The organism is Nodularia chucula CCY0103 (assembly GCF_963923915.1).
Taxonomy (GTDB): domain Bacteria; phylum Cyanobacteriota; class Cyanobacteriia; order Cyanobacteriales; family Nostocaceae; genus Nodularia; species Nodularia chucula.
Genome location: NZ_CAWUOL010000067.1, coordinates 23273 through 29775 on the forward strand (window position 1 = coordinate 23273; position 6503 = coordinate 29775).

7 protein-coding genes are annotated in these 6503 nt (G+C 41.7%); all 7 read left to right on the forward strand.

The features are described from left to right. Positions 1–291 precede the first annotated feature (291 nt). Positions 292–1116, forward strand: coding sequence for an SDR family NAD(P)-dependent oxidoreductase (locus ACM0OP_RS16965; RefSeq protein WP_414529597.1), 825 nt, complete (start codon positions 292–294; stop codon positions 1114–1116). Continuing rightward, complete coding sequence (locus tag ACM0OP_RS16970; protein WP_414529598.1) at positions 1109–2473, forward strand: flavin-containing monooxygenase; 1365 nt, start codon at positions 1109–1111, stop codon at positions 2471–2473. The genes ACM0OP_RS16965 and ACM0OP_RS16970 overlap by 8 nt, the downstream gene beginning before the upstream one ends. Positions 2474–2481: 8 nt before the next feature. Further along, a complete protein-coding gene (locus tag ACM0OP_RS16975; protein WP_414529599.1) occupies positions 2482–2889 on the forward strand; it encodes an HD domain-containing protein in 408 nt (135 codons plus the stop codon). A 470-nt stretch (positions 2890–3359) separates the two neighbouring features. Next, on the forward strand, positions 3360–3614 hold the full coding sequence (locus ACM0OP_RS16980; protein ID WP_414529600.1) for an HD domain-containing protein: 255 nt from the start codon (positions 3360–3362) through the stop codon (positions 3612–3614). Between the two features lie 86 nt (positions 3615–3700). Beyond that, positions 3701–4342 carry a hypothetical protein gene (locus tag ACM0OP_RS16985; RefSeq protein ID WP_414529601.1) on the forward strand — a complete coding sequence of 214 codons (642 nt, stop codon included), beginning with the start codon at positions 3701–3703 and terminating at the stop codon, positions 4340–4342. A 10-nt stretch (positions 4343–4352) separates the two neighbouring features. Further along, on the forward strand, positions 4353–5159 hold the full coding sequence (locus ACM0OP_RS16990; protein ID WP_414529602.1) for a pentapeptide repeat-containing protein: 807 nt from the start codon (positions 4353–4355) through the stop codon (positions 5157–5159). Positions 5160–5425: 266 nt separating this feature from the next. Further along, the gene (locus ACM0OP_RS16995; protein ID WP_414529603.1) at positions 5426–6463 is read left to right on the forward strand and encodes a P-loop NTPase fold protein; all 1038 of its coding nucleotides are present in this window, start codon (positions 5426–5428) and stop codon (positions 6461–6463) included. Positions 6464–6503 lie beyond the last annotated feature (40 nt).

Below are 6503 nucleotides of genomic sequence, written 5' to 3' on the forward strand. Positions count from 1 at the left end.
GATTCCGGACTTCTTTGAGAAGTCGGGGATCTATATCTTCAAGGTTTTATGTTTAATTAGGTTGACCTACTTACTAAAAACAATATTAAGAGTTACGCGAAATTGATATTGTATGACAAGATTATGAAATGAATTAATTCTTTGCCAGAGTTGACCGCTATGTTAAGAAATTTCCATAAAAGCCTATATTGATTTTTTCTGCCGACTGAACTAACTCGGTATTTTTAATCAATAAACATCCCTGAATCACAGTAATTACATCAATATTGATCATTAATTTGGAACAAAAATATGACCCAGCTAGATAAAGCAGTTGTGTTGATTACTGGTGCATCTGGTGGGTTCGGGCAAGAATTAACCCGACAGTTATTACAAGCAGGTAGCCGACTAATCCTAACAGATTTAGATGTAACAATTCTGCGTGAACGAGTGCAAGCAATTCAACACCAAGTCGCAACAGGTGAAGTATTAGCTTGTCTAGCTGTTGACCTTTCCACCAGAGAAGGTTGTGAACATCTTTATCATCAAGTCAAAGAGCTTAATGCCCCCGTCGATATTTTAATTAACAATGCCGGGATTTCAGTCTTTGCCTTCATGGATACAATTCCCCATGAAAAATGGGAACTACTCATGCAGATCAACCTGTTAGCACCGATGCGCTTAAGTGCTTTATTTTTGAATGGGATGATTGACCGAAAACAGGGTCACATCGTGAATATTTCATCCTTAGCAGGCTGGTGGGCATCACCGGGATTAACTCATTACGCAACAACCAAATTTGGTTTACGTGGGTTCAGTGAAGGATTATTCCATGAAGTTCAAGATTACAATGTGAAAGTAACCGCCGTTTATCCCTTTTTTAGCCGTACCCCAATTCTCGAATGTGACAAATTTGGCAGTTTGACCAAAGTTAACAATGATTTTTTATACAAAGTGGCAACTGACCCCGCCAAGGTTATACAGGCGACAATTCGCGGCATACAACGTAACAAACTCCATATTTTTCCCGATGCGACAGCTAAATATGCCCATCTTCTCAAACGCTATTTTCCGCAAATAGCCCATTTAATTAATCATATATTCGTTACCAGATTGAAAAATGGTCAAGGTGAGTAACTCTACTAAAATTCTGAATCTAGTCGATACCACTGAAAAACATCTAATTATCGGCGCGGGTTTTGTCGGCTTGGGTATGGCTCAAGCCCTGAAAGCTGCTGATATCCCCTACGATCAGGTTGATGCTAGTGATAATATTGGCGGTAATTGGTATCACGGCGTATACGAAACTGCACACATTATTTCGTCACGCAAGATTACCCAATTTACTCACTTCCCCATGCCTGATGATTATCCCGACTTTCCCAGCGCCCAGAATATGCTGGATTATTTAAACTCTTTTGCCGACCATTTTGATTTGCGTCCACAGATTGAACTGAATCGGACAATTAGTTATGTGCGACCAGTGGAAAATAATCTTTGGGAAGTCACCTTTGCTGATGGGGAACAGCGCATTTACAAAGGTGTGGTGATGTGCAACGGTCATCACTGGCGCAAACGTTTTCCCCAGTTTCAGGGAGAATTTAACGGCGAAATCATCCATTCTAAAGATTACAAGCATCCAGACCAGCTGCGGGGCAAGCGAGTTTTAGTGATTGGGGGTGGTAACTCAGCTTGTGATTTAGCCGCCGAAGCCGCCCGTGTGGGTGCTAAATCTGTTCTGAGTATGCGGGAATCAGTGTGGTTTATTCCGAAAACATTTGCTGGTGTCCCGATTGCTGATTTAACTAGCTGGTGGATGCCACAATGGTTTCAACGGCTTATGGCCTACACAATGATTCGGTTGACTTTCGGCACACATACAGATTACGGCTTATCCCAACCTAAGCATAGAATTTTTGACAAGCATCCCACTCTCAACAATGAGGTTCCTTACTACATCAAACATGGCAGAATCACTCCCAAACCTGGTGTAAGTCGCTTAGATGGTTGGGAAGTTGAATTTGTTGATGGTACAAGAGAACCATTTGACCTAATCGTTTGTGCAACAGGTTTTGATGTTGCTTATCCCTTCTTACCTCCCGAACTTGAGCGCGTTGCAGGAGCAGTAGTTAAATGCTATGGAGGCTCGTTTCTCTCAGACTATAAAGGATTATATTTTGTCGGTTGGGGACAGGCGCGAGGTGGCGTAGGATCACTTATTTCAGCTTACGGTTCATTATTTATCAGTCATCTTCAACTCCAGAATCAAATTAATGTACCTATGGGTTTAGTATTCAAAGAAGTAGGACAAAAGCTGCCAACGAACCATCTTTCAGACCCCCAGCAGATTTTTCAGCAAATTAAGCTTGCGAAGTTCTTATTTAACTGGCTTGTGAAAAAAGCACATCAAATTGATGCCCAGCATCCTAACTTTAGTAATCAACCACTTCCTCCATTGCAAAGTAATCAGCCAGTTCAGCCCTTAGTGCGTTAAAGGTAGTAATGGAATTATTATGTTACTGGCAGCAGACACTCCAAGTTTTTGGAGTTGAACAAGTAGCATCTGAGCAAGCCTTTGGTGATTTGGTCATAGCTTATTCTACTGGCGATCGCCACTACCACACACTCAAACATATTAATCACGTCCTCGACACAATTGATACCTTGCAAGCCTACGCTCAAAACCTCGCTGCTGTGCAACTAGCGGCGTGGTTTCATGATGTAGTTTATAATACGCAAGCTCAAGATAACGAAGAAACCAGCGCTGACTATGCTGATAAAATTCTCAGTAATTTGGGCATTCCCTCAAATACTATAGCTACTGTCAACCGTCTCATTCTCAATACCAAACATCACCAAGCTGCTACAGAAGATCATGATAGCCAAGTCTTACCGAAAAATTGGGTTTAAAGCCCCGTCCCAGTCTGCCGACAGGCAGGGTTCTACGACGGCTTTTATTCATTAGTGTACTAAGATGCTGCTATACTTAGCATAGTGGAAAGGTAATCAACCACTTAAAAAACCTAGCCGTCGAAAGACAAAGCACTGTTAGCGCTAGCTTGGCGTTAGCCATACCTTGATAATTAAACGGCAGTTGCTCTAATTGGGGAAACCCCAAGACCGCACTGCCTCATCTATGCGGTTCTACTGCATTATTCTAGTTTCCTCCTAGCAGTAGGCAAAAGATTTATAGGGGCTAGACGAATCAGAATTTTGAAACGAATTGTTTCAAACAAAACAGGACTTGCACTCATGCAAATAGGGTAGGGCATACCCGAATTAACGCTTGGGGAGAATCCCACCTCTGGTTTAGACGACGCAAGGACTCTAGGTTAAGTGGTTTCGTTGAACCAAGAATCCCCGTCGATTTATCGCGGGGAGTGTCAATCGATGCAGATTTAGCAATTTTGGCCGCTAACCCAGAGCAGCACCAGAAATACGCCCATGCTATTCGCCAAGAATATACCTGGTTGTCAGAATTAGAATATATTACAGGTCGTAGAAAAGTTTTAGCGCATTTTTTGGAGCGGCAGCACATCTATCATACGCCCTTGATGTTCGAGATTGCCGAAACATCTGCTCGCTCCAATCTCCAAGCAGAAATTCAAACCCTTAACCTCAGTCATGGGGAATAAAACAGTACCTAGCCTTATGGTAATTTAAGGTTAAACTCATACATTGCAATAGACTACTGTTATCCTCATGACTGGAGAGCATCACCTTGGGAATAGAATTACGCAGTTTTGTATTTCTCGACAACCTGCAACCTCAACACGCAGCCTATATGGGAACAGTATCCCAAGGTTTCCTGCCATTACCTGGAGATACATCACTGTGGATTGAAATCTCTCCGGGTATTGAAATTAATCGAATTACAGATATAGCACTCAAATCAGCCTCAGTGCGCCCAGGAGTGCAAATAGTTGAAAGACTATACGGATTATTAGAAATTCATTCTAGCTCTCAAGGAGAAACCCGCGCTGCTGGTCAAGCGATTTTAGCAGCACTAGGAGTCGAAAAAGAAGACGGTCTGAAACCGCGTGTAGTTTCTAACCAGATTATCCGCAACATCGATGCTTACCAAACCCAACTCATTAACCGCACACGCAGAGGACAGCTAATTCTAGCCGGAGAAACACTATATGTATTAGAAGTTCAGCCAGCTGCTTACGCCGCACTAGCTGCGAATGAAGCCGAAAAAGCAGCAGCGATTAACATTCTGGAAGTACAAGCTGTAGGAAGTTTTGGACGGCTTTACTTAGGTGGAGCCGAGCAAGATATTCTCGCAGGTGCAGAGGGAGCATTAAAAGCCATTGAAAATGTAGCTGGTCGAATAAATCCCCAGGGTGGGGGACAAGAATAAAGGAGGAAACATGGCAAATCGAGAGCATCTAGCTTTACTCAAAGCAGGTGCAGTCCAATGGATAGAGTGGAGACAACAAAATCCTCAAATGAAACTAGATATCAGCACCGCTAACTTGAAAGGAAACAACCTCAGAGGTGCAAACCTCCAAGAAGTCAACTTAAACAAAGTCGATTTAAGTCATGCTGTACTGGTGCGCGCCAACCTCAGACACGCCGATTTAAGTGGTGCAAACCTCCACCAAGCCAAGCTAATAGAAGCTAACTTGAGCGAAGCAAATTTGAGTGTAGCTAACTTGAGTGGTGCGACACTTACCCAAGCAGATTTGAGTAACGCCCATCTGATTGGGGCTGACTTGAGTGGAACAAATCTTCAAGGCGCGATTATTACCGAAGCTAACCTAATTGGAACTGACTTGAGAGACGCAAATTTGAGAGATGCTGATTTAGGTGCAGCGAAGTTAATTAGAGCTAACCTGAGTTTTGCCAACTTGATTGCAGCTAACTTAATTGGTGCTGACTTAAGTGAAGCCAACTTATACGAGGCGCAATTAAACGGAGCTTACCTTTATCAAGCCAATTTCTACAAAGCGAATTTACATCAAGCTCACCTCAGTGGAGCATATTTGTTTCGAGCTAATTTCACTGAAGCTAACTTGAGTGGTGCTAACTTAACTTGGACTAACCTCACAAGAGCAAATTTGGCTGGAGCTAATCTCCAAGGAGCTAATTTAAGGGGTGCTAACCTCCAAGGTGCTAACCTCAAAGGTGCTAATCTTCAAGATACAATTATGCCTGATTTATCTAAATGTGATTAGGATTAAATCCACAATAAATTTACAAGTATGTAATTGCGAGTGGAATGTATCGCTAAAGCGGAGCTATGCCGTAGGCTTTACACAGAGCGTGGCGTTAGCTATAGTGAAATGAAGCAATTTAAAGGGTTTTGAATAATTCACATTTGGTTAAATAGTGAGGTTTCTTCGTGCCTACCTACTTAGAAACTGCTCTTGAGCTTGAAATTCTGAGTTAGAATAATAACTTGTAACATCTTAGAATATTCAACGAAAATTGTTATTTTTAAATGAATAATTCCATACTATATATCTCTCGCAAGCCAGCCCAAGACTTTCTAGATAAATTTGAGAAAGCACTGTTGTCTCCAGATTCTAGTCCACTCTTGTTTCAGATTTACGGGTTTGGGGGAGTTGGCAAAACTACCTTGACTAAAAAACTTCAAGAAGCGCATAATTCAAAAGCTGATTTTGCAAAGGTATCATTCGGTCTTACACCAGGTATAGAAACGCCACTCAAGCTGATGCAAAAGCTTTATGAGCTATTGCCAAAATCTACCAGCCTATTACAAAAGGATGTTTTAGATATACGGGCATCTGATTTTATGCCAAAATCTGACCCGTTTACATCACTTTATGAGCAGTATCAGCAGACTATCAACAAGCTGAAAACTCAATCTGTTGAAGGAAAAACAGTTGATCCACAGCAGGAAACCACAGTTAAGGATTGGCTTGAACTGGGAACAATCACAGCGTTAGCAGCAGGTACAAGCTTTGTTGAACCGACAACAGCAGCAAGTCTAGCTTTTGAAGGCATACCAAAAGCGGTGGGAATGTTATCGGATACCTCACAGTCCCTTAAGCCTACAAAAGACAAAATGCAGAAACTGTTGCAACAGCATCCAGCAACAAAGAATGCTCTAGAGCTTCAGGAGCTAGTGCTAGAACCGATACCAAAATTAACTCAAGCATTTGCTGAAGGTTTGATTCAAAAAACTCAAGGGCAAAAACGTTCTATTGTATTGGTTCTTGATACCTATGAAAAAGTACCGACAGATATTGACACTTGGCTATGGCAGTATTTGTTAGAGGATACGCCTCTGAAATCTTATGGTGTCCGCATTATGGTAGCAGGACGACGTTCTTTACTAGAAAAGGAAAGTTGGAGGAAGTTACAACAAGATAGTCAAAATTTAATCTATGAACAGCGTTTAGATGAATTTGATAGGAAGCAGACGGAAGAATATCTCAAGCAAATTGGTATTACCAAAGCTGGAGATATCCAAAAAATTTATAAAGTAACTAAGGGTTTGCCCCAGAAATGTTGAATCTCGTTACAAAACTTTACATATTCAGGTATAGTAGTTT